Raw genomic sequence first — 23,996 nt, forward strand, 5'->3', positions numbered from 1 at the left:
CGTGGGTGACAGCTGGTTGGGTCGGCTGTCGCTGGTGGTTGTTTGGGTGGCTTGCGGGCAGCCGTGGGTGACAGCTGGTTGGGTCGGCTGTCGCTGGTGGTTGTTTGGGTGGCTTGCGGGCAGCCGTGGGTGACAGCTGGTTGGGTCGGCTGTCGCTGGTGGTTGTTTGGGTGGCTTGCGGGCAGCCGTAGGTGACAGCTGGGCGGGCCGGCTGTCGTGCATGGCTGCTGGATTTGCTTTTGGGCAGCCGTGGGTGACAGCCCGTTGGCTGGCTGTCGTTCATGGCTGCCGGGACTTGTCCGGACGGTCTCAGGAGAAACCGGCGCCTACCGCTCGCTGAGAAGGCCGCCCAGGCATTCGACGCGATCGCGCCAGCCGGGGGTGGTGGCTGTGCGGCAGTTCATGCTCGATCGACGATGCGGACGCGCAGAGCCGCCCCGCGACTGCCGGAAGCGGCCCGCGAAATACCGCGAGCGGCCCGGCGGAATGCCGGGAGCGGATTCGGGGACGCCGGGACGGCTCTGTGCGCGTTGTGATCAGCTCAGGTTCAGGTGGGGCCAGTGTGCGGTGTCGCGCAGCAGCTGGCGGTCGTGGGTGGCCACCACCACCGCGGCCCGGGTGGTCATGAGGGCCGCGGTGAGTTCGTCGACCAGCGCGACGGACAGGTGGTTCGTCGGCTCGTCGAGCAGCAGTACCGGCGGGGCCGCCGCGACGCACAGGGCTAGGTCGAGGCGGCGTTGCTGGCCGGTGGAGAGCACCGGCACCGGCCGGTCCCATGCGGCGGCCGGCAGCAGCCCGAGTTCCTCCGGGTCGGGGGTGTCGCCGGTGTTCGCCAGGTAGACCTCGCGGGCCGTGACCCCGGCGGGGTGCGCGGGGGATTCCTGGCTCAGGTACGCCGCGCCGGTCCGGGCGGCCAGCAACCCGAGCAGCGTCGACTTGCCGGACCCGTTGGGGCCGGTGACCACCAGGCGGGCCCCGGGTGCCAGGGTGACCGTGCCCGGGTGGTCGAGGCGGCCCGGTACCCGCAGGTCGCCGACGACGATCTCGCCGGACCAGGGCGGAACCTCCGGCAGGTGCAGGGCCGTCGGCGGCACCGGTGCGGTGACGGCGTGCGCCGCCAGGTCGTCGCGGCGCCGGTGCACCGCCTGCACCAGGCCGGGCGCCCGGCTGGCCCGCTTGTGCTTGCCGGTGCCCTTGTCCGGCCGCCAGCCGGTGATCAGGCGACTCCGGGCCTGCTCCAGATCGCGGGTGAGCCGGGTGTGTTCGGCCTGCTGATGCTCGTACTCCTCGATCCATCGCTGTCGCTCGGCGACGCGCCCGCTGACGTAGCCGGCATAGCCGCCGCCGTACACCCGGGGCCGGCCGTCGCGGCTCGGGTCCAGGTCCACGACGGTCGTGGCGACGTCCGTGAGCAGCGCCCGGTCGTGGCTGACCAGCACGACGCCGCCGGGGTGTGCGAGGAGCCGGGCGGTGAGGAACGCCAGCCCGGACGCGTCGAGGTGGTTGGTGGGCTCGTCCAGCAGCAGGAAGTCGTGCGCGGCGCCGAGCAGGCACGCCAGGCGTACCCGGTACCGCTGCCCGACGGAAAGTTCGGCGAGCGCACGGGTACGGTCGGTGACCGCCCCCAGTGCCTCCAACGCCACCTGGACGCGGCGGTCCGCATCCCAGGCGTCGAGCAGGTCCGCCGCCTCGATCGCCGTGGCGTAGGCGTCCCCGGCACCGGGCTCGCCGGCTGCCAGGCCGACGGCCGCGGCCTCGACCGCGGACAGCACCGCGCGTACGGTGGCCAGTTCCTGGTCGATCAGGTCGCCGACCGTGCCGACCGGTGGGATCTCCTGTTCGGCGGTGCCGACGGTGCCGGTCAGGCGTACCGTGCCGTGATCGGCCGGCAACCGGCCGACGAGGGTGTGCAGCAGGGTGGACTTGCCCCGGCCGTTCTCACCGACGACGCCGACCCGGCTGCCGGGGGAGACGGTGAGGTCGAGCCCGGTCAGGACGGGACGGCCGCCCCGGTTGACGTGCAGGCCGGTGGCGACGAGCTGCGCCTGGGCGCGGGCGGGCAGGGTGATGGTGACAGCGGACATGCGGGTGTTCTCCACACTGACGTGACGGGACGTGGTCAGGCGTGCGGTGCCGACCGGCGGCCTCGGACGTGTCTCGTCGACGAGGGCGGTTGCGGGCCGGACCAGGGTCCCGGTATCAGAGGAAGAGCAGCTGCTGTATCACGCCGTAGACGGTAACACCGGCCACCCGACGGCCCCACGATCAGCAGTACGGCGATCATCACGAGGCCCAGCGCGAACGAGTCGACCAGCAGGGTCAGCGATCGGCGCAGATGCCGTCCGTGGGTGCGGCGCCGGATGAACAGCAGGGCCACCCCGCCCAGCGCGACGGCGCTCACGGTGGTCAGCACCACGTTGTGCAGGACGGCGGCCGCGCCGGGCGCCTCCACGACGATCAGCCCGTGGGGGAGCAGACGGACGGGCCGGCTTCGGCACCCCCTGCGGTCGCCGCTCACGCTACGCCGACGGGCTCCCGGGTTCCAGGGCCGCGGCGCGGTTCCCGGCACACCAGAGAACCGCCCCCCGCAACGGCCTGTCCACCGCCTTACCGCGCCGGCCGCCGGCTGCGAGCGTGAACCGCATGAGAGCAACCGCAGTACGAATCCTGCACGAGTTGCGTGCCCGGATCCTGCGGCCGCTGGGGCTGCGCCACACGGACCTGCCGGTGACCACCGCGATCTGGGGGTCGCACGCGCACGGCTACTTCGTGATGGGTGATCCGCCGGGCGAGGTCGACCTCGCCTACATGTACCCGTGGGCGTGGGCAGCCGGCGGGCTGAACACCAGCGCGGACGACTCGGCAACCTTCTACCGGGCGTTGTTCACCGGGCGCCTCCTGGGTCCCCGGATGATGCGGGAACTGCGCCGGACCATCGAGGTGACCGACAGCGACCTGCCCAGCCGGTCCGGTCTGGGGGTGCAGCGCTGGACGCCGTGCGGGGTGGCCTGGGGTCACAGCGGCAACGTCGGCGGCTACGTCGTCTACACGTGGATCAGCCCGGACGCCCGGCACGAGACCGTCCTGATGATGAACGAGGACCCGAAGACGGTGGGTGACGCGGCGAACGCGGCCTACTACGCCCTGCTCGACCGGTCCTTCTGCGAGAGGTGAGGAACTTCGATGAACACTCCCGTGAATCCTCCGGCGCCGACCACGAGAGTCACCAGTGAGCAGCGGGTGGCGAAGCTGTTCGGGGTGGAGGGCGAGAGCTGGGCGCGGCACGCCAACCCGATGAGTGTCTGGACCCGGTTCGCGGTGCTGCCCCTGCTGGCACTGTCGACTGGGCCTCCAAGGGCGTCTTCGGCGAGCGTGTCTGGTCGGAACGCACCAGGGTGTCCGTCCCGGCGCAGTTCACTGCGGCCGCGCTGGCACCCACCTACGCCATCCAGCTTCTCGGGGCCATTCTGCTGGCGTACGGCCTGGTCCGTCTCGATCTGGTGAACACCGTCGCGGGCCTGGTGATCCTGTTGAGCGCCAAGGCGTGGTACATCGACCGCCAGGTGCTGCTCTTCGAGGACATGAAGCACCGCCACAGTGCGCCCGGTGGGAGTACTGATCGGGTACCGCGCGACAACGCAGCGCCCGCGGCTCTCGCCACCGGCGGCTACGCCCTCGGCCGTCGCTCCGATCTCCATCTCCGGGTCCGCCGGGCTTCCGCGCAGGGCGAGCCGAGGTGGCCTTGACAGGCCTCGCGCCCCATGAAAATCTAACGCCGTTAGAAAATCTACCGACGTTAGGAAGTAGTCATGATCTTCCACAGCAATCGCGCGACGCTGAAGCCCTCGACGACCTCGGCGCGAAGATCGAGGAACCGCACCAGTGCCGCACCCGAGATGACTGCTGTGCGCAACGCAGCGAATCTCGGCCGGCGCAGCGCGCAGGCCGACCGGATCGCCCGGGTGCTGACGAGCATCAACGCCTTCCTCACGCTCATAGCGCTCGGCCACGGCATCTACCGGCTCACCCAGGCCCCGCCCGACGAACTGATCGTGCAAGGCTGGCGCACCTTCGGGTTCCTGGTCTTCCTCGCCTTCTGGGTGATGGTCACCATCTGGCCGCGCCGGACGCCAGGAGCATGGGAACTCATGTTCGTCCACAAGGTGGCGATCACCACCTTCGCTCTGGCCCTTGCCGGCGTCCCCGAAGCACGGGAGACCGCGATGGTCGACGGGTGGCTGGTCGTCAGCGGCGCTGTGGCCTACGTCCTGACCCGGGGCTGGACCGCATGGCGGCCCCTGATCGACAAGCGCGCCACCGGCGCGGACCTCGCCCCGGCCCACGCCTGACCAACCTTCAACCTAGTGTCCTAGGACGCCTTAGGGGCAGTGCGGCGAGCCGCACCGGGAACCCCGACGGACGGCTTCGCCAACCATCCCCGAAAAGAAGCTGTCACAAAAGACCGCCGGCCGGTGCCTCCATGCCTGACGCACGACAACAAGGAGGCACTCATGACCGAGAACGTCGTCGTGATCGGTGGGGGATACGCCGGGGTGCTGGCCGCGAACCGGCTGGCCCGTGATTCCCGGACGGCGGTCACGCTGATCAACCCGCGGCCGTCGTTCGTGGAGCGGATCCGGCTGCACCAGCTGGTGGCCGGCACCCACCCGGCGTCCACCGGGTTCGACCGGGTGCTGTCGCCGAAGGTGCGGCTGCTGGTGGACACCGCGACCCGCATCGACGCGCCGGGGCGTGCGGTGGAGCTGGCGTCGGGCGGTGCGGCCGAATACGACTACCTGGTGTACGCGATCGGCAGCGCCGGCACGCCCGCGCCCGGTGCCGCGTACTCGATCGCGACGTGGGAGGACGCCCAGCGGTTGCGGGCGGCGCTGCACGCCACGGACGGGCCGGTCACCGTGGTGGGTGGTGGTGCCACCGGCGTGGAGACGGCTGCCGAGCTCGCCGAACGGGGGCGCACGGTCACGCTGGTGTGTGGTGGCGTGCTGAACCCGTACCTGCATCCGTCGGGCCGCAAGGTGGTCGCCGGGCAGCTGGCCCGGCTGGGGGTGACGGTCCTGGAGAACGTGAAGGTCTCGTCGGCGACGGCGGGAGCGGTGCAGCTGGCCGACGGCGGTGAGCGGCCGAGCGCGGTGACGATCTGGACGACCGGGTTCGTCGTGCCGGATCTGGCGGCCCGGAGTGGGCTGAGCACGGACGCGATCGGCCGGTTGCGTACCGATGACACGCTGACCAGCGTCGACGACTCGCGGGTGGTGGCGGCCGGTGACTGCCTGGTGCCGTCGGACCGGCCGTTCCGGATGAGCTGCCAGGCCGCCGGGCAGCTGGGGCGGTACGCGCCGCGTACGGTGCTGGCGCGGATCGGGGGCCGGCAGCCGAAGCCGGTGTCGCTGTACTTCGCCGGTCAGTGTCTGAGTCTGGGCCGCCGGTCGGGTCTGGTACAGATGTCGGGCCTCAACGACGGTGCCCGGGGCTGGTACCTGCGTGGCGGTGCGGCAGCCCGGGTGAAGGAGTTCGTCTGCCGGGGCACGGTGAGTCAGCTGACCAGGGGGAGCCGGGGATGAGCGATGCCGCCACCGACGCGTTCGTCGCGCACCGCAATCTGTTGTTCACCGTCGCCTACGAGATGCTGGGTTCGGCGGCGGACGCCGAGGACGTGCTGCAGGAGACGTGGTTGCGCTGGGTGAAGGTGGACCTGGCGCAGGTGCGCGACGACCGCGCCTATCTGGTACGGATCACGACGCGGCAGGCGCTGAACCGGATGCGGACGGTGCAGCGGCGCCGGGAGGCCTATGTCGGGCCGTGGCTGCCGGAGCCGCTGCTGACGACGCCCGACATCGCGGATGACGTGGCGCTGGCCGAGCAGGTGTCGATGGCGTTGTTGCTGGTGCTGGAGACGTTGTCGCCGACGGAGCGGGCGGTGTTCGTACTGCGCGAGGCGTTCGGCGTCAGTTATGACGAGATCGCGGCGGCGGTGGACAAGTCGCCGGCGGCGGTGCGGCAGATCGCGAGCCGGGCCCGCCGGCACGTGGACGCGCGGCGGCCCCGGCAGGTGGTGCCGGCGCAACGGACGCGGGCGGTGCTGGACGCGTTCCGGCGGGCGCTGGAGACGGGCGATCCGCAGGCTCTGCTGAATGTGCTGGCGCCGGATGTGGTGCTGATCGCGGACGCCGGTGGGCGCAAGCAGTCCGCGCCGCGCCCGATCGTGGGTGCCGACAAGCTGGCCCGGTTCCTGCTCGCGGCGGGGACGCCGCGGACGGGTGGGGTGCTCAGTGCCTCGGCCACCACGATCAACGGGAGTCCGGCGTTGTTCCTGCACCTGGACGGGGTGGTGGACGGGGTGATGGCGGTTCGTATCGAGGACGAGCTGATCACCGGCATCTACTACGTGCGGAACCCGGACAAGCTGACCAGGGTTACCGAGGAGACGCCGCTGACTCTGCGGTGACCTATCATCCTAGGATGCTTTACAGGTAGTGCGGCAAGCCGCACCAAGAACAAAAAGGACGGCTTCGCCGACCTGACCGGTGAAAAGCTGACGTGCCTCGTCAGGTTTTTCTGTCAGGGTCCCCGTCATGGATCGTGATCTGGCAGGCAAGGTTGCTGTGGTGGCGGGGGCGACACGGGGTGCGGGGCGCCAGATTGCCGTGCAGCTCGGTGCCCGTGGGGCGACGGTGTACGCCACCGGCCGCAGCATCAGAGGGCAGCGTTCGGAGATGGACCGGCCGGAGACCATCGAGGAGACCGCTGAGCTGGTGACCGCGGCCGGTGGTACGGGGATCGCCGTCCAGGTCGATCACCTCGTCGCGGAGCAGGTGCGTGCCCTGGTGGAGCGCATCGACGCCGAGCAGGGGCGCTTGGACATCCTGGTCAACAACATCTGGGGTGCGGAGCTGTTGTTCAGCTGGGACCAGAAGCTGTGGGAGCACTCGTTGGACACCGGCCTGCACATCCTGCGGCTGGCGGTCGACACCCACATCATCACCAGCCACTTCGCACTGCCGCTGCTGATCCGCCGACCGGGTGGCCTGGTGGTCGAGGTGACCGACGGCACCGCCGAGTACAACCGTACGACGTACCGGGCGACGTTCTTCTACGACCTGGCCAAGGCCTCGGTACTGCGCATGGCGTTCGCGCAGGCCCAGGAGCTGGCGGCGTTCGGTGCCACCGCGGTGGCTTTGACGCCGGGGTGGATGCGTTCGGAGCTCATGCTGGAGCACTTCGGGGTCACCGAGGCGAACTGGGTCGACGCCACGGCAACGGAACCGCACTTCGCGATTTCGGAGAGTCCCGCCTTCGTCGGCCGGGCGGCCGCCGCGCTCGCGGCCGACCCGGATGTCGCCCGGTGGAACGGGCAGTCGCTGTCGAGCGGGCAGCTGGCTCAGGTCTACGGCTTCACCGATCTCGACGGTAGTCGTCCGGACTGCTGGCGGTACGTGGTCGAGGTGCAGGACGCCGGCAGGCCGGCGGACGTCACCGGTTACCGATGATATAGGCCGGCCAGCCGTTCCGCGGCGAGCCGCAACTGCTCGCGCAACGGTTGGGGGGCCAGTACCTCCACTTCTGGGCCGAGGCGGAGCAGCTGGTCGTAGGCGACCTCGGTGGACTCGACGGGCAGGTGGGTGACCACCCAGCCCTGCTCGTCGGGTTCGCCCGCCGCGTCGGTGGCCGCCTGCACCGCGGGCGGCTCGACGGCGGACCGTAGCGCCCGCAGCCCGGCCTGACTCAGTCGTAGCGTCACCTGTTCGGCGAGCATGCCCCGGACGAACTGTGCCGCCCGTTCGGCCCACACTGCCGGCAGGTCGAAGGACTCCTCGCGGACGAACCGCTGGTCGGTGACTTCGACGGCGACGACCCGGTCGACGCGGTATACCCGCAGGTCGGCGCCGGCCCGCGCGACGAGGTACCAGATCCCGGCTTTGAGGACCACGCCGTAGGGCTGCACGGTGCGTGTCACCTCGTCATGACGGTGGTAGCGAAGGATCACCGTCAGGTCCTGCCACACCGCGCGGACCAGGGCGCTCAGCGCAGGCGGCGGGTCGCTGTCGTTGAACCACCCCGGCACATCGAGGTGGAAGCGTTGCGCGGCCTGTGCCGACGCGTCACGCAATCCGGCCGGCAGTGCCGCGCTGACTTTGAGCTGGGCGGTGGCCAGCAGATCGCCGAGCCCCATGTCTCGCGCCGGGCCGTGCAGACCGAGCAGGAACAACGCCTCGGCTTCGACCCGGCTGAGTCCGGTCAGCCGGGTGCGGTAGCCGTCGACCAGCCGGTAGCCACCGTGTCGTCCCTGTTCGGCGTAGACCGGCACCCCCGCGGCAGCCAACGCGGTGATGTCGCGGTAGACGGTCCGTTCGGAGACGCCTGTTTCATCGGCCAGCTCCGCTGCGGTCATCACCCCCCGCGCTTGCAGCAACAGCACCATCGTGAACAGCCGGGACGCACGCACATCCACCATCTTGGCCGGACGAGCCAGGTTTTTCGGCGCCGCGCCCACCCGGCGTGCCCGGGCTTGCGGGCGAGGGGCGGGCCGGTACGGGCTACGGCCGGCGAGCGGACCGGCGGATGAGCCGTCAGTGCGAGGTCGGCCACGCCGGTGAGCTGTTCGCGGGTGGCGCCGAGTTCGGAGCGGAGCGACAGTCCTTGCCAGATGGTCTGCACGAGTTCCGCGAGCACTGCCGGGTCTGTGGTCGCGGGGAGTTCGCCGTCGTGCACGGCGCGTTCGATGCGGGCGCGCAGGCGGGCCTCGTCGGAGCGTTGCAGGTCGGCGACGTAGGCGCGTACGTCGAGGGTGGCGGGGGCGTCCGCCATGACGGCGCTGCTGGTCAGGCAGCCGGGGTGGCCGTCGGCGGCGCGGTCGAACTCGTCGATGGAGTCGAGGAGCACGCGCTCGATCACGCGCTCGATGGAGGGTTCGGCCACGGCGTTCTCGTAGATCGCGCTGTAGCGCAGGGCGTAGGTGCGGACCGCTTCGTCGAACAGTTCGGCCTTGGTGCCGAAGGCGGCGTACAGGCTGGAGCTGGAGATTCCGAGGGCGGTGGTCAGGGTCCGCGTCGAGGTGCCGGAGTATCCGTGCTGCCAGAACAGGCGGGCGGCTTCGCGGAGGGCGAGGTCGCGGTCGAAGGCCCGGGGGCCGGTCACCGTCGACGTGTACGGGGACCCGGACGGGCCGTCCGTCGTGGTGATCCCGGGCGCCATGGCCGACGCCGCGCAGTGGGCCGGCGTGGCGGGGCGCCTCGACGGCTGGCGGGCTGTTGCCGTCGTCAACCGGCGGGGGCGGCAGCCGTCCGGGCCCCTGACGGACGGGTACGGGTTCGCGACCGAGGTCGAGGACGCCGCGGCGGTCCTGCGCACGTTCACCGACGTGCGCACGCTGTTCGGATGGAGCTACGGGGGTCTGATCGCGGTGCACCTGGCCGGCACGCTGCCGGTGCCGCACCTGGTCGCCTATGAACCGGTCATGGCGCCGTTCGGGGCGGCGGCCCTGCCTGATCTGCGGCGGGCGCACGAGGACGGCGACCTCGACGCCGTCGTCACGGTGGCACTGCGGCAGGTCACCGGCGTGGGGGACGACATGGTCGGCGCGTTGCGCGCCGACGAGGCGACCTGGTCGGAGCTGCGGCGTCTCGCCGCCCCGGCCTACCACGAGACGCTCGCGATCAACCAGGCCCCGTTGCCGGCGACGCTCGCCGTGCGGGCAGCGCGGGTCGATCTCATCGTCGGTGAGCACAACCGGGGGCGGGCGCCGTACGGGTCGTCGTTCGACGACGTCGCCCGCCGGCTGCCGGGCGCGACCGTGCACGAGCTCGGCGGGCAGGGCCATCTGGCGTATCGGGAGGCACCCGGCCGCCTCGCCGACCTGATCAACCGGCTGCGGGTCCCGGCGATCGGAGCGAGATGAACCCGCCGCGGGTGCCTGCGACCTGAGCGGGACGAATTGGCCACCGGTCCGGGTTGAGCTGAGCGAGCGGCAGACACCGCGAGTCATGAGCCGACGCGCGGACGGTCGTCAGAGGATGACGAAGTCGGGTGGGTCGTGGCGCAGGAAGTCGTGGTGGGAGATGTCGTATCCGTAGGCGCCGGTGCGGGCGAACACCAGCCGGTCGCCGGCGCGCAGGTGGGTGACGTGCCGGTCGCGGGTGAGGACGTCGCGGGGGGTGCAGAGTTCGCCGACGGCGTCGACGGGGGTGTCGGTGACGGCGGGGCGCGGGTAGGGGCGGTCCCAGTGGTCGACGGGCAGGACGGTGAAGGGGTGGCTGTAGCCCCAGGCGGCGGGGAGGCGGAAGTGGTGGGTGCCGCCGCGCAGGACGGCGAAGGTGCGGCCGTGGGTGGTTTTGAGGTCGAGGACTTCGGCGGTGTACCAGCCGGCGTCGGCGGTGAGCCAGCGGCCGGGTTCGACGACGAGGTCGATGCCGGGTGGGACGGTGACGGTGGACAGCGGTGTCAGGTCCATGGCGCTGTCCGTCCGGTAGTCGACGCCGAATCCGCCTCCTGCGTTTACTACTCGCAGGTCCAGCCCGTACTCCTGTGCCTTGGTCTGTGACCAGCCGATCGCGTCGGTGAGGAAGGCGGCGTGCGCGTGCCCGTCGAGGTTGTTGGAGACGGCGTGCAGGTGGAAGCCGATGACGCGCAGGCCGGGGGGTAGGTCGGCGAGGACGTCGCCGAGCTGGTCGTCGGCGATGCCGAAGGGGGTGGGTGTGCCGGTCATGGTGTGGCTGCCGGAGAGGGCGGGGCCGGCGCGGTTGACGCGCAGGCAGATGTCGGCGTGCAGGCCGAGTCCGGCGAGGCGGCGTAGTTCGTGGGCGCTTTCGACGTTGAGCAGGGCGCCGGCGTGGACGGCGGCGGCGAGTTCGGTGTCGGTCTTGGCGGGGCCGCTGAAGGCGATGCGGCGGGCGCCGGCGTCGAGGGCGAGGCGCAGTTCGCCGCCGGAGGCGACGTCGAGGCCGTCGGTGGCGTCGGCGAGGGTGGCGACGACGGCGGGGTGTCCGTTGGCTTTGACGGCGTACAGGATGGTGGTGCGCGGGGGCAGGGCGGCGCGCAGGGTGGCGGCGCGTTCGCGCAGGGTGGTGGTGTCGTAGAGGTAGGCGCAGGCGGGTGCGGGCAGGTCGCGCAGGGCGGCGGCGACGGCGGCGGGCAGGGCGGTGGCGGGCTCGGTGGTCATGCGAGGGGGTTGCTGACCGGGAGGTAGATGTCGTTCTCGCCGGCGAGGCGCATCCGGACGAGGGCTTTGTGGGCGATGGTGGGTGCGGTCCAGTAGGCGTGGTCGGGGTGGCCGTGCAGGGTGTCGTCGATGACGGTGCGCACGGTGCGCCAGGCGTGGTCCTCGGGCAGGCCGTGGGTTTCGGTGAGGCTGATGACGAGTTCGCCGAGGTGGGCCTGCAGTGCGGTGTAGCCGAGTTTGGCGAGCAGGGTGGTGTCGTCGGTGGTGGCGACGACGGAGCCGGGCCAGAGGTCGATGTGGTGTCCGGCGGCGGCGAGGCGGGGTTCGTGCAGGCGCAGGCCGGCGAAGTCGCGCAGGGCCATCCGGTGGGGGCGGCCGTCGACGAAGGTGGGCAGGCAGTTCTGCAGGTGGGCTTCGAGGGCGATGCCGCGGGTGGCGAGGCGCAGCAGGGGTGGCAGGAGCAGGCGGGTGTAGGCGTCGAGCCAGCCGGCGGCGCCGAGGTGGGAGGTGTCGACGAGGCCGGCGAGCACGGTGGTGCCGGTGGCGGGGTCGTGGGCGGGCAGGGCGCCGCCGGGGACGGCGTGTTCGCCGTCGGTGAGGTGGCCGCGCAGGCCGGTGCGGGCGATGGCGGACAGGTCGCGGCCGCTGCCGGCGGGGACGGCGGCGCCGGCGGTCTCGGGGAGCAGCAGCAGGCGGTGGCCGTCGGGGTCGTCGGCGACGAGGTGCTGCAGCAGGGTGGAGAGGGCGGGGCCGTTGCGGGTGCTGGCGACGCTGATGCTGCGGCGGGTGGAGGTGACCTGGATGTCGAGGGAGAGTTTGAGGTAGGCGCCGAGGCCGGGGACGTAGAGGGTGCGCAGGGCGGCGGTGGGGATGGCGTCGAGGTGGCCGTCGAGGTGGCGCAGGGTGCCGTCGCGGAACAGCTCGGCGTAGCGGCCGGTGATGAGTTCGTGCTGCCAGGCGTGCACGGGCTGGGTGCGGTAGCCGGCGGGTGCGGCGGGCAGGCCGAGGTGGGCGCCGAGGTCGTCGCCGAGGTGGTGGTCGTCGCGGACGGCGACGAAGCCGATGGTGGTGTGGCCGGCTTCGAGGTCGTGGGCGAGGACGTCGCCGGTGTCCCAGCCGAGGCGGGTGCGGCCGCAGGGGTGCAGGTTGTGTCCGGCGACGGCGAGGCGTTCGAGGCGGACGGCGTCGAGGTCGGGGTCGGTGGTGGGTGCGGTGGTGGTGAAGCGGGACAGGGCGATGGCGAGGTTGATGACGGCGTTGCGGATCTCGGCGGCGAAGGGGCCGTTGTCGATGCCGGCGAGCAGGTCGACGGGGTCGCTGACGCCGGCGACGGGGTATTCGACGCGGTGGAAGGCGTGGGTGCGGCCGCCGGCGACGGGTGGGGTGAGTTCTTCGCGGACGAGGGCGGCGCGCAGGCGGCGCCCGACGGTGTCGGCGGCGTGCGGGAGGTGGCGCAGGAAGCCGTCGACGAGGTGGGGTGCGTGCACGGCGAGGGCGGCTTCGGTGTGTGCGGCGGCCGCGGCGAGGCGGCCGGTGCTGACACTGCGGATGATCATGGGGGGTCCTTCCGCGGGTGGCTCATGCCGCCATCGGGTTGTGCTGGTAAGTCCAGATGTCGTCGAGGGGGTCGGCGGCGAGCCGCATCGCGGTGGTGGCTTTGATCGGGAGCGGCTCGGTGAGCAGGGCCTCGGTGTCGGTGCTGGGGTCGGCGCGCAGGGCGGCGGCGAGCACGGCCCAGAGTTTGTCGTCGTCGGCGTCGAGGGCGCCGACGAGTTGGGTGGCGACGGTGCCGAGGGCGGCGGCGGCGAGTTTGGTGCGCAGCGCGGTGTCGTCGTCGGTGGGCAGGTCGCCGAGCAGGTGGGGTGGTTCGAGGCCGGCGGCGCGCAGCCGGCCGGCGTGCACGCGGACGCCGCCGAGGTCGCGGTAGAGGGTGCGCACGGGTTCGGTGCCGTCGAGCACGATCAGCGTGTTCTGTCCGTGGGCTTCGAGCGCGACGCCGCGGTGCAGGACGCGGGCCAGGGGCGCGAACAGCACGGTGCCGAGTCTGCGCAGGAAGGCGTACGGGTCGGCGATGCGCGCGAGCAGGGCGGGGGTGGTGGCGAGGACGCCGAGGGGTACGGCGGTCTCGCCGGGTCGCAGGCGCGGTGCCTGGCGCACGAGGTGGGCGAGGCGCCGGTCGGGTCCGTGGTCGGTGATGACGGCGCCGGCGCTGGTCTCGGCGAGCACGTCGAGGGGCAGGTCGGTGGTGAGCCGGCGCAGCAGGTCGGACAGGACGGGTCCGTTGTGGACGGCGGCGGGGGAGACGGTGCGCACGGCGGAGGTCATGCCGATGTCGACGGCGGTCTTGATGTGCGGGCCGCCGCTGACCGGGGCGACGGTGCGCAGCGACATCAGGGGCCGTACGGGCCGGGTGACGCCGGCGTTGCCGAGCCAGGGGTACTGCTCGAGCAGCCGGGGGACCTGCCAGGGGTGGGCGTAGAGGACGGGTGGGCCGGTGCCGTGCCAGCGGTCGCGGGGGACGGTGAGGCGGCGCAGCCGGATGACGGGGCGGTGTTCGGGGGCGTAGGTGAGCACGTCCTGCACGGTCATGCCGGTGCGGGTGCGGCAGCAGGGGTGCAGGGGGTGTCCGTCGACGAGTGTCTGTTCGATGCGGCCGAGGGCGTCGGGTCCGGTGGGCAGGGGCCGGTCGGCGGGCTCGGCGTTGGCGCGGGCCAGGGCGAGGTTGGCGACGCTGTTGGCGATCTCGGTGGTGAGCCGGCTGCCGGGCCAGAGGCGTTCGGTGACGGCGACGGCGTCGGTGTCGTGGGCGCTGATGGCGGTGCCGGGGTCGGTGATGCCGGGCAGGGGTTCGCGGCTGACGGCCAGGCGCAGCCGGTCGAGGATCGCGGTGTGCGCGCCGGGCAGGGCGGCGTCGTAGGGGCCGACCAGGTCGGGGCGCAGCGCGGCGAGTTGGGTGCGGGTCTGCGCGGGTCCGGCGGTCGGTTCGGGCACGCTGTCGATTGTCGCCGGTGGCGCCGGGGGTTGTCGTTGCGGGGCGACGCGGGGCGAGCGAGGACACAGCCGGGTGGTGGTGCGCCGTTTCCCTGCGCCGGTGGAATCCGATAAATTCTCGTATCCGCGTGGCGCGGGTCACTGTCGTCGAAAGGTGCGGATCGTGGACGCTGACGTCATCGTCGTGGGGGCCGGGCTGGCCGGGCTGGCCGCCGCGCACGAACTCACCGCCGCCGGCAAACGGGTCGCCCTGGTCGACCAGGAGAACGCCGGCAACCTGGGCGGGCAGGCCTGGTGGTCGTTCGGCGGGCTGTTCTTCGTCGGCAGCCCCGAGCAGAAACGCGCCCGGATCACCGACAGCGTCGACCTGGCCTGGGCGGACTGGCAGGCCAGTGCCGGCTTCGACCGGGTCGCCGACGAGGACGCGCAGGCCGTGAAGTGGGCGCGCGCCTACGTCGAGTTCGCCGCCGGCGAGAAACGGGCCTGGCTGGCCGGGCTGGGGATGAGCTGGCTGCCGTTCGCCGGCTGGGCGGAACGCGGCGACCTGCGCGCCGGCGGGCACGGCAACTCGGTGCCGCGGTTCCACATCACCTGGGGTACGGGTACCGGCGTGGTCGCGCCCTTCGCGGCGTCCGCGCACCGCGCCGCCGAGGCGGGCCTGCTCACCTTCCACCACCGGCACCGGGTCGACGAGCTGATCGTCGAGGGCGGCGCGGTCACCGGGGTCCGGGGCGCGCTGCTGGCACCGGACGACGCCGCCCGCGGGGTCAGCTCCAGCCGCGAGGTCGTCGGCGACTTCACGCTGCGCGCCCAGGCGGTGATCGTCACCTCCGGCGGGATCGGCGCCAACCACGACCTGGTGCGCCAGTACTGGCCGCGGCGCCTCGGCACCGCACCCACCACCATGATCACCGGGGTGCCGGCGTACGTGGACGGCCGGATGCTGGGCATCGCCGAGTCCGCCGGGGCGCGCCTGGTCAACCGGGACCGGATGTGGCACTACACCGAGGGCGTGCAGAACTGGAGCCCGGTCTGGCCCGGCCACGGCATCCGGATCCTGTCCGCGCCGTCCCCGATGTGGTTCGACGCGCTCGGGCGGCGCCTGCCGGCACCGTTCTTCCCCAGCTACGACACGCTGGGCACGCTGAAGTACCTGCGCACCAGCCCGGAGATCGCCGGCTACGACCACTCCTGGTTCGTCCTCACCCAGAAGATGATCGAGAAGGAGTTCGCGCTGTCCGGTTCGGAACAGAACCCGGACCTGACCGCCGGGGACCGGCGCGCCTTCATCAAGGAACGGCTGTTCGGCAAGGGCGCGCCCGCCCCGGTGGAGGCGTTCAAGCAGCACGGCGCCGACTTCGTGGTCGCCGGCACCGTCGAGGACCTTGTCGCCGGGATGAACAAGCTGACCGACACGCCGCTGCTGGACGCGGCCACCGTGCGGGCCCAGATCGCCGCCCGCGACGGCCAGATCGCCAACAAGGTCAGCAAGGATGCGCAGATCCAGGGCATCCACAACTCGCGCCGCTACCTCGGCGACAGGATCGGGCGGACGTCGACCCCGCACCGCATCCTTGACCCGGCCGCGGGCCCGCTGATCGGGGTGAAACTGCACATCCTGACCCGCAAGACCCTCGGCGGCATCCAGACCGACCTGGACTCGCGGGTGCTGGACCCGGCGGGCGCGGCGCTGCCCGGGCTGTACGCGGCGGGCGAGGTGGCCGGGTTCGGCGGCGGCGGGGTGCACGGCTACAACGCCCTGGAGGGTACGTTCCTCGGCGGCTGCCTGTTCTCCGGGCGCGCGGCCGGCCGGCACGCCGCCCGCGCCGTATAAGTTATAAGTTCCCGCCTCTTCCGGCGGGGTACAACGGTCGCCGTGACCGGTGACTTCTGTTTCGACGGCTCGGTGCTGCTGACCCGGCCCGGGTTCTGGGCGGCGCACCTCGGTGCCGCCCTCGGTGAACCCCTGGACGCGCCGGTGGCCGCGCTGTTCGGCACCGACCTGGGCCTGGTCCGCGGCGCCTGGCTGCGGCTCACCGACTCCGGTGGCAGCCCGGTGTTCGCCGCCGGCGCCGGCCTGACCGTGCTGTACCGCAACGACGACGACCCCGGCGTCGACTACCTGCTCGACGTGCCCGGCGCCGGCCCGGTACGGATCGGGTACGCCGAGGGCGTCCCCGACGGCCCCGCCTTGTCCTGGCCCGAACTCGCCGCCGTGGCCGCCCGGCAGGCCGACCCCCTGGCCCGGGCCCGGTCGCTGCTGCTGCTCGCCCCGGTCCTCGGTGACAGCCCCGCCGCGGGCGCACCCGCCGTGGCGGCGCTGGCCGCGGCGCTGCGCACCACCGGCACCGGCGGTGACCCGGGCGCCGTCGCCGCCCGCCTGGCCGGCGCCTTTCCCACCCGCTGGCAGGTCCGCGACGGCGCCCGGGTGTGCGCTCACCCGGGCAGCACCCGCAACCCGGACGCCGCGGCCGCCCTGCCGCCCGAGCAGCTGCGCGCCGTCTCCGACGTGCTCACCCCGGGCGACCCCCGCCGCTGACCGAGCCGCGGCCGGACCGCATCCGCGTGCTCCGCGTCGCCCACCGGCCCCTTCGCGTCACCCGGCAGGGTTGTCGCCCGGCAGGTATCTCGCCGCTCAGCCCAGCTGTCCGAGAACGATCGAACCGGCGGCGAACAGCAACACCAGCAGCACCGTGCCCCGGGCGGGCCGGCCGGCCTCGCGCAGCATCGACACCCCGAGCGGCACCAGCGCCACCACGAGCCCGGCGACCTGCACCGCCGACGCCCACGTGCTGCCCTTGAGCACCCCGATCATCAGGCCCGACATCAGGGCCAGGGCCACCGCCGGCAGCAGCCGCAGGGTGCCCGACAGGTAGCAGCCGGTCGCCAGGACCACCCAGCCGAGCATCACCGCGGCCGTCAGGCTGGACGCCACCCACTCCGGGTAGGCGTAGTAGACGCCGACGGCCCGGACGGCGGCGCCCGGGCCGTCGGCGTCCGCCAGCGCGAAGGCGAACGTGGTGGCGCCGTGGTGGAAGGCGCGCGCGAACAGACCGGCCGTCACCAGGGCGCCGCCCCACACCGCCCAGCCGGGCCGGGTACCGCCGACGCGGGCGGCGACGGCGGCGATCCCCGGCCACAGCGCGACGGTGCCGGCCAGGACCAGGGCGTACGCCGCCCCGAACAGGGCGGGCTGGCGGTGGTGCGCGGCGAGCTGGTCGGGGAAGAAGAACGGCACGCCGAGGCGCAGCACGGTGCCGGTCAGCAGCAGCAGGGGCCCGGCGATCAGGGACACGCCGCCGAGCCGCGGTCCGGGGAAGGTGAAGGGACGGCAGGTGGTGGTTGTGCTCATGTCGCAGCACTGTGCCGCCGCGACCGGGTGCGGCACATCGGGCCGGCGCACCAAACCGTGCCTGGGCCGCCGGGCGCAGCGGGGGCGGGCGGGTGCTACCGCAGGATGACAGCCCCGGGACGGACGCCACCGGGCGTCCGCAATGGATAGCCTGACCCGGTGCTCAGGACGCGAGGGACGCTCGTCGATGCGGTGGCGGCCGTGGCCGTGCTGGCGGTGTGCGCGCAGGCGGCCCGGGAGACCGGACGTCCGGCCTGGTGGGAGTGGGCACTGGTGGCCGCGGTCGCCGCCGCGGTCGCGGTGCGCCGCCGCTTGGTGCTGCCCGCCGCCGCGGTGGCGCTCGCCGCGTCCGGTGCGGTCCTGGCCGGCGGGGTGATCCCGGCGTACGCCGCGCCCGGCCTGTGCGCCGCGGTGGCCCTGACCCAGTTCCCGGCGGGGGCGGACCTGGCGCTGTCGCGGTCGGTGCCGGTGCTGGCGGCGGGCCTGACCGGTGCCGCCGCGCTGGGATTGCTGTGGCCGGCGGCGCCGCTGGTGGCCACAGCGGTGGTGGCGGTGCCGTGGCTGGCCGGCCGGCTGGTCCGCCGCCGCCACGACCTCGCCGAGCGGGCGTTCACCGAACGGGCCGCGCGGGCGGTGACCGAGGAACGGCTACGCATCGCCCGGGACATGCACGACACCGTGGCGCACAGCCTGAGCATGATCGCGATGAAGGCGAGTGTGGCCCGGCACGTCGCCGCGGTGCGGCCCGAGGAGAGCCTGGCCGCGCTGGAGGTGATCGAGACGGCCGGCCGGGAGGCGCTGGTCGAGATGCGCCGTGCCGTGGGCCTGCTGCGCGACGGCCGGGACGCGGGCACCGCGCCGGACGGCGACCTGCGCGCCCTGGCCGGCCGCGCCGAGCAGGCCGGGGTGCGGGTGACGATGACCCTGGACGGGGTGCCGGGCCTGCCGGACGGGATCCGGCTGGTGGTGTACCGCACCGTGCAGGAGGCGCTGACCAACATCGTCCGGCACGCGCACGCCACCGCATGCACCGTCGACGTGCGGGCCGGTGCGGACGCGGTCACGGTGCGGGTGACCGACGACGGCACCGCGGCGGTGCCCGGGCACGGGCATGGGCACGGGCTGCGCGGGATGCGAGAACGGATCATCGCGTACGGCGGCAGCCTGCGCACCGGGCCGCACGGCGGCGGCGGGTTCGCGGTGGACGCGCGCATCCCGTACCGGCAGGGCCAGCCGTGACCGGCCCCCGGACCGGGCCCGTCCGGGTCCTGATCGCCGAGGACCAGGCGCTGCTGCGCGACAGCTTCCGGGTCCTGCTGGACAGCACCCCCGGTTTCGCCGTGGTCGGTGAGGCCGGCACCGGCCGCGACGCGGTCCGGCTGGCGCTGGCGCACCGCCCGGACGTGGTCCTGATGGACATCCGGATGCCCGACATGACCGGCATCGACGCCACCGAGCAGATCTGCCGGCACACCGGCGACATCCGGGTGCTGATCCTGACCACCTTCGACCTCGACGAGTACGTGTACGGCGCGCTGCGCGCGGGCGCCAGCGGCTTCCTGCTCAAGGACACCACCGCCGCCGGTCTCGTCGACGCCCTGCGCGTGGTCGCCGCCGGTGACGCCCTGCTCGCCCCCGCCGTCACCCGGCGCGTCATCGCCGCGTTCGGCGCCCAGCCGCGGCCGTCGCGTGCGTTCCACCGCCGGCTCACCGGCGTGACCGGCCGGGAACGCGAGATCCTGACCCTGGTGGCGCGCGGGCTGTCCAACACCGACATCGCCGCCCATCTCACCCTCAGCCTCGCCACCGTGAAGTCGCACGTCGGCCGCTTGCTGACCAAACTCAACGCCCGCGACCGCGCCCAGCTGGTCGTCGTCGCCTACGAGACCGGCCTGGTCACGGCGACCCCGGACACCCCCTGACCGGCCGGCCCGGATCACGCGTCACTGATGCACGGCGAAGGCTCCGCGGTTCTCGTCGAGCCAAGCGCCGAACGGACGCGCGGGTGTGCCCGTCAGACGCAGGACGTCGTCGCTCGGTGTCACGTGCCCCGCGCCTTCGAAGACTTCGAGGAACGACGTGCGTACGGGGTCCGGCATCTCGTCCAGGAAGCCGATTCCGGTCTCCTGCTCGCCGAGCTCCTGGACGACGTACGAGCGGCCGAAGGCCCGGTTGATCTCGGCGACCTGCTCACGCAGTGACCCGGCCTCGGGGCCGGTGATCGAGTACTCCCCGGGCATCGGCTCGGCGGCGGTCAGCAGCGCGACCGCCGCCGCCGCGATGTCGGCGGGATCCACGAACGGCGATCGCATGTCCGGGTACGGCAGACGTACGACGTCGTCGCGTGCCGCCGCCACCCACGGCACGATGTTGTAGTCGAACCCTCCGGCCCGCAGGAAGGCGGCCGGCACCCCCGCCTTCGTCAGTGCCTGTTCCCCCGCCCGGTGATGTGCGGCGACGACGTTGGCCGCCCCGGACCGCAGCGGCGTGTCGACGGTGAACGAGGACAGCATGACCACCAACCGCAGGCCGGCCTCGGCGGCGGCCTGCGCGAAGATCGCCCCGCTGTCGGCGGCCAGGATCAAGAACGCCCGGTCGACACCTTCCAGCGCGCGGTTCACGTCGTCCCGGTCGGTCAAGTCGCCGGCGATCGCGGTGACACCAGCGGGCATTGCGGCCGACGGATCGCGGACGAGAGCGACCACCTCGTGGCCTCGGAGTTTGCGGACGATGTGACCGCCGACGGTACCGGTCGCGCCGGTGACAAGAATCTTCATGGGCTTGAGCCTGAGCCCGCCCGGTCATCGGCGGGAGAGACCCCGTGAGACAGGTATCGCCGGTCCCTGTCTCGCCCGGGGGCCATGAGGCAGGCTGGTCAGATGCAACAAAAGGAGCTGGCCGGTTTCCTCCGGACGCGCCGTGAGCACCTTCAGCCCGCCGACGTCGGCCTGCACGCGGGTGCCCGCCGACGCACACCGGGGCTACGCCGTCACGAGGTCGCCGACCTCGCCGGCATGTCCCCGGATTACTACATCCGCCTCGAACAGGCACGCGGACCCCAGCCCTCACCGCAGATGCTCAACGCCTTGTCCCGCGCGCTGCGCCTCACCACGGACGAGCGCGACCACCTGTACCGGCTGGCCGGGCATCACGCACCGCCGGTTCTGGGTGTCGACGAACATGTCAGCCCCGGCCTGCTGCGCCTGCTGGACGCGCTCACCGCCATACCCGCCCAGATCGGCTCCGACCTGGGGATCACGCTCGCGCAGAACCGTCTGGCAGTTGCCCTGCTCGGTGATCAGGTCTCGGCTTTCCGGGGCATGGCACGCAGCCACATCTACCGCTTCTTCACCGACCCCGCCGCCCGCGCCCAATACCCCGCCGAGGATCAGCAGGAGCAGGCCCGCATCATGGTCGCCGACGTCCGGGCCGCCATCGCCCTGCGCCCGGGTGACCCCGAAGCCGCGAAAATGATCCGCGCCCTGCAGAACAGCAGTGACGAGTTCACCACGCTCTGGCAGCAACACGACGTGGCCGTACGCCGCTCGGACCGCAAACGCATCGTCCACCCCTCGGTCGGCACCATCGAACTGGACTGCGAGGTGCTCGGCACCTCCCGCCAGGACCAGCGCCTGGTCATCCTCACCCCGAGGCCCGGCTCGGAGGCCGTGAGTCAGCTCCAACTGCTCAGCGTCATCGGCACCCAGGACCTGGCTGCGAAGGCCCGGCACCACAGGAACAGCCACGCTGACCGGTAGCGAAGGCCGGCCTGCGGCCGAAGCGGTGCCGTACGTCGTACCGACGCTCCGTGTGGGGGTCCCGGGGCTATGCGGCGATCTGCTGTTCGAGGCCGTCGAGAAGGGCATGCAGGCCGAACTCGAAGGCCTTGTCGGCAGCGGCGGTGTACTCGGTCGCGGCCGGGGTTTCCAGGCGGGCACGCAGGTGCGGGTAGCCCATGGCGATCTGCTGGGCCTCGGCCATGGCGGCCTGGAAGTGTTCTTCGGCAATGGCGCCGTCCCGGGTCAGTCTGCGGGTAAGTGAGGCGGTCGCGGCGGCGCCGGCCGCGTTGCCCAGAACGTAGGTGAACACGGCGGCGGCGGCCTGGTCGGCCCGGGCGCCGGTGAAGCCGGCGGCCTCGTAGACGGCGAAGCTGTGGTCGTCGTGGCGGGCCTTGCCCTCGCCGTAGAGGACATGTGCGGCGAGGGCCTGCACCAGCCACGGATGCCGGATGAACATCGCGTACAGGTCGGTGGCCATGGCGGTGGCCGCGGTGCGCCAGCCGACCGCCTCCAGGTCCGGCAGGGCGAGTTCGCCCCACACGTGGTCGGTGGCGAGCAGGACGAGGTTGTCCTTGTTCTGGACGTGCCAGTACACGGCTGTGGCCGCGGAGCCGAGTCGTTGGCCCAGGGCGCGCATGTTCAGGCCTTCGAGGCCCTCGGCGTCCAGGAGTTCGACGGCGGTACGGACGATCTGTTCTCGGGTCAGGGTGTCGCGCGGCATGCCCCGTACGCTACGCAGCCGCTTGCACATTGTTCAAGAAGGGCCTTGCACATTGTTCAAGTCGGGGGTTACGGTCCCCCTCGCCAACTTACTTGAACTAAGTACAAGTCGAGGGGTTCCCGATGCACACCATCACCGCCGTCATGCAGTTGCTCGTCGCCGCCGCCTTCGTCAGCATCCCGGTCGTCCGCCATCGCTTCGGCCCGGCCGCGAAGGCCGCCGCGGTGGCCGAGCTCCGCCGCCAGAACGTCCGCCCCGAGGTGCTGGAGGAGAACAAACTCCGGTTCGACGCCGGCGGCCACGAGACCGCGGCGCCGCTGGCCGTCGCCGCGGTGATGACCCTCACCGCGGCCCTGAACTTCGCCGGCGCCGACCTGGCCCAGCTACTGACCTGGATCTTCTCCTCGCTGGTCCTGCTGATGAACGTGGCGATCGTCCACAGCAACCTCACGGCGGTGACGTCCGTGGAGGCGGCCTTCCGCCGCAACGGCGACCCGGAGCTGGCCCGCATCGAGGTCGCGCCCTTCCTGCACGCCGCCGAGGACGCCTTCCCGCACTGGGTCCGCGCCCAGACATACCTGCGCAACACCGTGGTCTTCGCCGGCTCCGCTGTCGCCCTGATCGCCGTCTCCCTCGTCCCCGCGTGACGTTCAACCTCCGGCACCCGTCGAGCGGTCGGGCGGGAAGAGCCGGCCGGGATGCCGCGGCGCTGCAGGATGGGCATTTCTCATTCGTAGCGGCCGGGCGCGGTACCGCGACTCCTTCCGCACGGTCACCGGGACCCCGGGGCCACGAGCCTGCCGGCGGCACGGCGCTGAGCGGGCACCCGGCACACGGCTGTGGCGGCCGCCAGGCAGACGATCGCGGCGACGACCAAGGGGGCGCGGCCGCCGAGCTGCACGGCGGCGGCTCCGAGTGGAATGGCCACAGCGATCGGGGCGAACATGACGGTGTTGGCTGTCGCGGCGACCCGGCCGAGGGAGGCCGCCGGTGCGTGTGTCTGCACGGCGGTGACCGCGGCCACGACGGTCCAGGGCAGTCCGACACCGATGAGCGCTGAAGCGGCGAACACCGCCGGCGGCCAGGGCAAGCAGCGCAGCAGGCAGCCGGCGGCGAACAGAACCGTGCCGGCCACGCCGATCGTGACCGCCCCGCGCGCGGCGATGAGGCGCCCGGCCACCAGACCACCGAGGACGGAACCGGCACCCTGGACGCTGAGCAGCACACCGAGAACGGTCGCCGGCAGCCCCAGGTCGGTCGTCACGACCGCGTAGAGGGCCGCGGTGGTGAACCCGGACATGGCGATCGCGGTCGCGGCGAGGCCCACGGTGAGACGGATGGCGTACGGGGTGCGCCGGATGCCCGGGCCGGTACGACAGCCGTCCGGCCGGTGCGTCGGGGAGCCGGGCGGGTTCAGTCGCAGGGCCGCGTACAGGCCGGCGACCAGGACCGGCATCAGGGCACTGACCGCGGCGACGACGGGGCCGCCGTGCCACGCGTAGAGGCCGGCGCCGGCCAGCGGTGCCACCAGTTTGACACCTTCCTGGGCGCTGGTCCGCCAGCCGTTGACGTCCGCGAGCCGCGCCGGCGCCAGGGCCCGCGGCAGCAGAGCGGTCTCCCCGGCGTCGATGATCACGTAGCTGACCCCGTACGTGAACGCGACCACGAAGATCAGCCAGGTGTGCTCGGCGGTCCGCACGGTGAACAGGCTCAGCAGCACCGCGGCGAGCCCCAGATTGACCGCGATCATGGTGGCGCGCTGTGGCAGCCGGTCGAGCACGGCGCCGAGCCACGGTCCGGCCAGTTGCGGGGCGTAGACGCAGAGACCGGCGAGGGCGGCCAGGCCGGCGGACGCGGTGAGGTCGAGGATCCAGATGCCGGCGACCAGGGACATGGTGGTGCTTCCCCAACCCGACAGCAGCGAGATCAGGACGAACAGCGCCGCATTACCGCGCACGAACCCTCCAGAGTTGAGCC

23 protein-coding genes and 1 pseudogene are annotated in these 23,996 nt (G+C 72.6%); 13 read left to right on the forward strand and 11 right to left on the reverse strand.

The window, feature by feature from the left end; translation table 11 throughout:
- Positions 1-536 precede the first annotated feature (536 nt).
- Positions 537-2,084, reverse strand: coding sequence for an ATP-binding cassette domain-containing protein (locus LPA41_RS31725; RefSeq protein WP_229074762.1), 1,548 nt, complete (start codon positions 2,082-2,084; stop codon positions 537-539).
- A gap of 35 nt (positions 2,085-2,119) precedes the next feature.
- Positions 2,120-2,452 carry a hypothetical protein gene (locus tag LPA41_RS31730; RefSeq protein ID WP_229074763.1) on the reverse strand — a complete coding sequence of 111 codons (333 nt, stop codon included), beginning with the start codon at positions 2,450-2,452 and terminating at the stop codon, positions 2,120-2,122.
- A 191-nt stretch (positions 2,453-2,643) separates the two neighbouring features.
- Between LPA41_RS31730 and LPA41_RS31735 the strand changes: the two genes are divergently transcribed.
- The 6 genes and pseudogenes from LPA41_RS31735 to LPA41_RS31760 all read left to right on the forward strand — a co-directional run bounded on the left by LPA41_RS31735 (position 2,644) and on the right by LPA41_RS31760 (position 7,508).
- Positions 2,644-3,174: a serine hydrolase gene (locus LPA41_RS31735; RefSeq protein ID WP_229074765.1), complete on the forward strand. Its 531-nt coding sequence runs from the start codon at positions 2,644-2,646 to the stop codon at positions 3,172-3,174.
- A gap of 9 nt (positions 3,175-3,183) precedes the next feature.
- A pseudogene (locus LPA41_RS42795) lies at positions 3,184-3,746 on the forward strand (DUF6653 family protein).
- A gap of 159 nt (positions 3,747-3,905) precedes the next feature.
- The gene (locus LPA41_RS31745; RefSeq protein ID WP_229074768.1) at positions 3,906-4,349 is read left to right on the forward strand and encodes a hypothetical protein; all 444 of its coding nucleotides are present in this window, start codon (positions 3,906-3,908) and stop codon (positions 4,347-4,349) included.
- 162 nt (positions 4,350-4,511) lie between these two features.
- Positions 4,512-5,582: an NAD(P)/FAD-dependent oxidoreductase gene (locus LPA41_RS31750; RefSeq protein WP_229074770.1), complete on the forward strand. Its 1,071-nt coding sequence runs from the start codon at positions 4,512-4,514 to the stop codon at positions 5,580-5,582.
- Complete coding sequence (locus tag LPA41_RS31755; protein WP_229074771.1) at positions 5,579-6,466, forward strand: RNA polymerase sigma-70 factor; 888 nt, start codon at positions 5,579-5,581, stop codon at positions 6,464-6,466. The genes LPA41_RS31750 and LPA41_RS31755 overlap by 4 nt, the downstream gene beginning before the upstream one ends.
- A 127-nt stretch (positions 6,467-6,593) precedes the next feature.
- On the forward strand, positions 6,594-7,508 hold the full coding sequence (locus LPA41_RS31760; RefSeq protein ID WP_229074773.1) for an SDR family oxidoreductase: 915 nt from the start codon (positions 6,594-6,596) through the stop codon (positions 7,506-7,508).
- On the opposite strand, the gene LPA41_RS31765 is transcribed toward LPA41_RS31760, so the two are convergent.
- Positions 7,499-8,440, reverse strand: a complete 942-nt coding sequence (locus LPA41_RS31765; RefSeq protein ID WP_229074921.1) for a YafY family protein — start codon at positions 8,438-8,440, stop codon at positions 7,499-7,501. The genes LPA41_RS31760 and LPA41_RS31765 overlap by 10 nt on opposite strands.
- On the reverse strand, positions 8,410-9,156 hold the full coding sequence (locus LPA41_RS31770) for a TetR/AcrR family transcriptional regulator (protein WP_229074775.1): 747 nt from the start codon (positions 9,154-9,156) through the stop codon (positions 8,410-8,412). Before LPA41_RS31770 ends, LPA41_RS31765 begins: the two co-directional genes overlap by 31 nt.
- Before the next feature lie 7 nt (positions 9,157-9,163).
- Here LPA41_RS31770 and LPA41_RS31775 point away from each other — a divergent pair, with 7 nt between their 5' ends.
- Complete coding sequence (locus LPA41_RS31775; RefSeq protein ID WP_229074777.1) at positions 9,164-9,916, forward strand: alpha/beta fold hydrolase; 753 nt, start codon at positions 9,164-9,166, stop codon at positions 9,914-9,916.
- Between the two features lie 108 nt (positions 9,917-10,024).
- Here LPA41_RS31775 and LPA41_RS31780 read toward each other — a convergent pair whose 3' ends face one another.
- The 3 genes from LPA41_RS31780 to LPA41_RS31790 are packed head-to-tail and all read right to left on the reverse strand — an operon-like array spanning position 10,025 to position 14,167.
- Positions 10,025-11,176 carry a type III PLP-dependent enzyme gene (locus LPA41_RS31780; protein ID WP_229074779.1) on the reverse strand — a complete coding sequence of 384 codons (1,152 nt, stop codon included), beginning with the start codon at positions 11,174-11,176 and terminating at the stop codon, positions 10,025-10,027.
- Positions 11,173-12,732: an IucA/IucC family protein gene (locus tag LPA41_RS31785; RefSeq protein ID WP_229074780.1), complete on the reverse strand. Its 1,560-nt coding sequence runs from the start codon at positions 12,730-12,732 to the stop codon at positions 11,173-11,175. The genes LPA41_RS31780 and LPA41_RS31785 overlap by 4 nt, the downstream gene beginning before the upstream one ends.
- 22 nt (positions 12,733-12,754) lie before the next feature.
- Complete coding sequence (locus LPA41_RS31790) at positions 12,755-14,167, reverse strand: IucA/IucC family siderophore biosynthesis protein (RefSeq protein ID WP_229074782.1); 1,413 nt, start codon at positions 14,165-14,167, stop codon at positions 12,755-12,757.
- A 163-nt stretch (positions 14,168-14,330) separates the two neighbouring features.
- Here LPA41_RS31790 and LPA41_RS31795 point away from each other — a divergent pair, with 163 nt between their 5' ends.
- On the forward strand, positions 14,331-16,001 hold the full coding sequence (locus LPA41_RS31795) for an FAD-binding dehydrogenase (RefSeq protein ID WP_229074786.1): 1,671 nt from the start codon (positions 14,331-14,333) through the stop codon (positions 15,999-16,001).
- Between the two features lie 42 nt (positions 16,002-16,043).
- Positions 16,044-16,706, forward strand: a complete 663-nt coding sequence (locus LPA41_RS31800) for a hypothetical protein (protein ID WP_229074789.1) — start codon at positions 16,044-16,046, stop codon at positions 16,704-16,706.
- Positions 16,707-16,802: 96 nt separating this feature from the next.
- Here LPA41_RS31800 and LPA41_RS31805 read toward each other — a convergent pair whose 3' ends face one another.
- On the reverse strand, positions 16,803-17,519 hold the full coding sequence (locus tag LPA41_RS31805; RefSeq protein WP_229074791.1) for a hypothetical protein: 717 nt from the start codon (positions 17,517-17,519) through the stop codon (positions 16,803-16,805).
- A 159-nt stretch (positions 17,520-17,678) separates the two neighbouring features.
- Between LPA41_RS31805 and LPA41_RS31810 the strand changes: the two genes are divergently transcribed.
- Positions 17,679-18,758 carry a sensor histidine kinase gene (locus tag LPA41_RS31810; RefSeq protein ID WP_229074793.1) on the forward strand — a complete coding sequence of 360 codons (1,080 nt, stop codon included), beginning with the start codon at positions 17,679-17,681 and terminating at the stop codon, positions 18,756-18,758.
- Positions 18,755-19,441, forward strand: a complete 687-nt coding sequence (locus LPA41_RS31815) for a response regulator transcription factor (protein ID WP_229074795.1) — start codon at positions 18,755-18,757, stop codon at positions 19,439-19,441. Before LPA41_RS31810 ends, LPA41_RS31815 begins: the two co-directional genes overlap by 4 nt.
- Positions 19,442-19,462: 21 nt before the next feature.
- Here LPA41_RS31815 and LPA41_RS31820 read toward each other — a convergent pair whose 3' ends face one another.
- Positions 19,463-20,296: an SDR family oxidoreductase gene (locus tag LPA41_RS31820; RefSeq protein WP_229074797.1), complete on the reverse strand. Its 834-nt coding sequence runs from the start codon at positions 20,294-20,296 to the stop codon at positions 19,463-19,465.
- Positions 20,297-20,398: 102 nt separating this feature from the next.
- Between LPA41_RS31820 and LPA41_RS31825 the strand changes: the two genes are divergently transcribed.
- Positions 20,399-21,277 (forward strand): helix-turn-helix transcriptional regulator, encoded by an 879-nt coding sequence (locus tag LPA41_RS31825; RefSeq protein ID WP_229074799.1) that lies wholly within the window; start codon positions 20,399-20,401, stop codon positions 21,275-21,277.
- A gap of 67 nt (positions 21,278-21,344) precedes the next feature.
- Here LPA41_RS31825 and LPA41_RS31830 read toward each other — a convergent pair whose 3' ends face one another.
- Positions 21,345-22,019, reverse strand: a complete 675-nt coding sequence (locus LPA41_RS31830) for a TetR/AcrR family transcriptional regulator (protein ID WP_229074801.1) — start codon at positions 22,017-22,019, stop codon at positions 21,345-21,347.
- 122 nt (positions 22,020-22,141) lie between these two features.
- On the opposite strand from LPA41_RS31830, the gene LPA41_RS31835 reads away from it, so the two are divergent.
- Positions 22,142-22,666 carry a hypothetical protein gene (locus LPA41_RS31835; RefSeq protein ID WP_229074803.1) on the forward strand — a complete coding sequence of 175 codons (525 nt, stop codon included), beginning with the start codon at positions 22,142-22,144 and terminating at the stop codon, positions 22,664-22,666.
- A 125-nt stretch (positions 22,667-22,791) separates the two neighbouring features.
- Here the strand turns inward: LPA41_RS31835 and LPA41_RS31840 are convergent, their stop codons facing one another.
- The gene (locus LPA41_RS31840; protein WP_229074805.1) at positions 22,792-23,976 is read right to left on the reverse strand and encodes an MFS transporter; all 1,185 of its coding nucleotides are present in this window, start codon (positions 23,974-23,976) and stop codon (positions 22,792-22,794) included.
- Positions 23,977-23,996 lie beyond the last annotated feature (20 nt).

The organism is Actinoplanes sp. DH11 (assembly GCF_020873875.1).
In the GTDB taxonomy this organism is placed as follows: Bacteria; Actinomycetota; Actinomycetes; order Mycobacteriales; family Micromonosporaceae; genus Actinoplanes.